Source organism: Vibrio sp. OPT46, from assembly GCF_015163535.1.
Taxonomy (GTDB): domain Bacteria; phylum Pseudomonadota; class Gammaproteobacteria; order Enterobacterales; family Vibrionaceae; genus Vibrio; species Vibrio alginolyticus.
This window is the reverse complement of the sequence record NZ_JADDYG010000702.1, coordinates 1-364: the sequence shown is the minus strand read 5'-3', so window position 1 is coordinate 364 and position 364 is coordinate 1. Positions and strand designations below refer to the sequence as shown.

At 34.3% G+C, this 364-nt stretch carries 1 protein-coding gene; it reads left to right on the top strand.

The annotated features are described in order from the left end of the window. On the top strand, positions 1-364 hold a 364-nt coding region (locus IQR33_RS25625; protein WP_193844174.1), incomplete at both ends, for a protein kinase.

Below are 364 nucleotides of genomic sequence, written 5' to 3'. Positions count from 1 at the left end.
CTCAAAAAGAAAACACTCCGTTAGTTAATAAGAAAAAAAACAATAAAGATGACTCATTAAATAATAACAAAGATGTTATTAATGAAAGCTTAATAGGAACGCCCGTTAAAAATCGGTATGAAATTGAGTCGGTTATTGGGCATGGTGGGCTTTGCGATGTTTACTTAGCTAAAGATAAGATTCTTGAATCTTCAGGTTCAGAGACACCCTACGTTGCGTTAAAAATATTACAGAAAGAGTTTGCTTCTCAACCAGAGACTGCACGTATGTTAATACGTGAAGCTCAACAAACTCAAAGGTTAAGCCACCCTAATATCATTAGGGTTTTTGATTTTGGTGTTGATGGCGAAATATACTTTTTAGT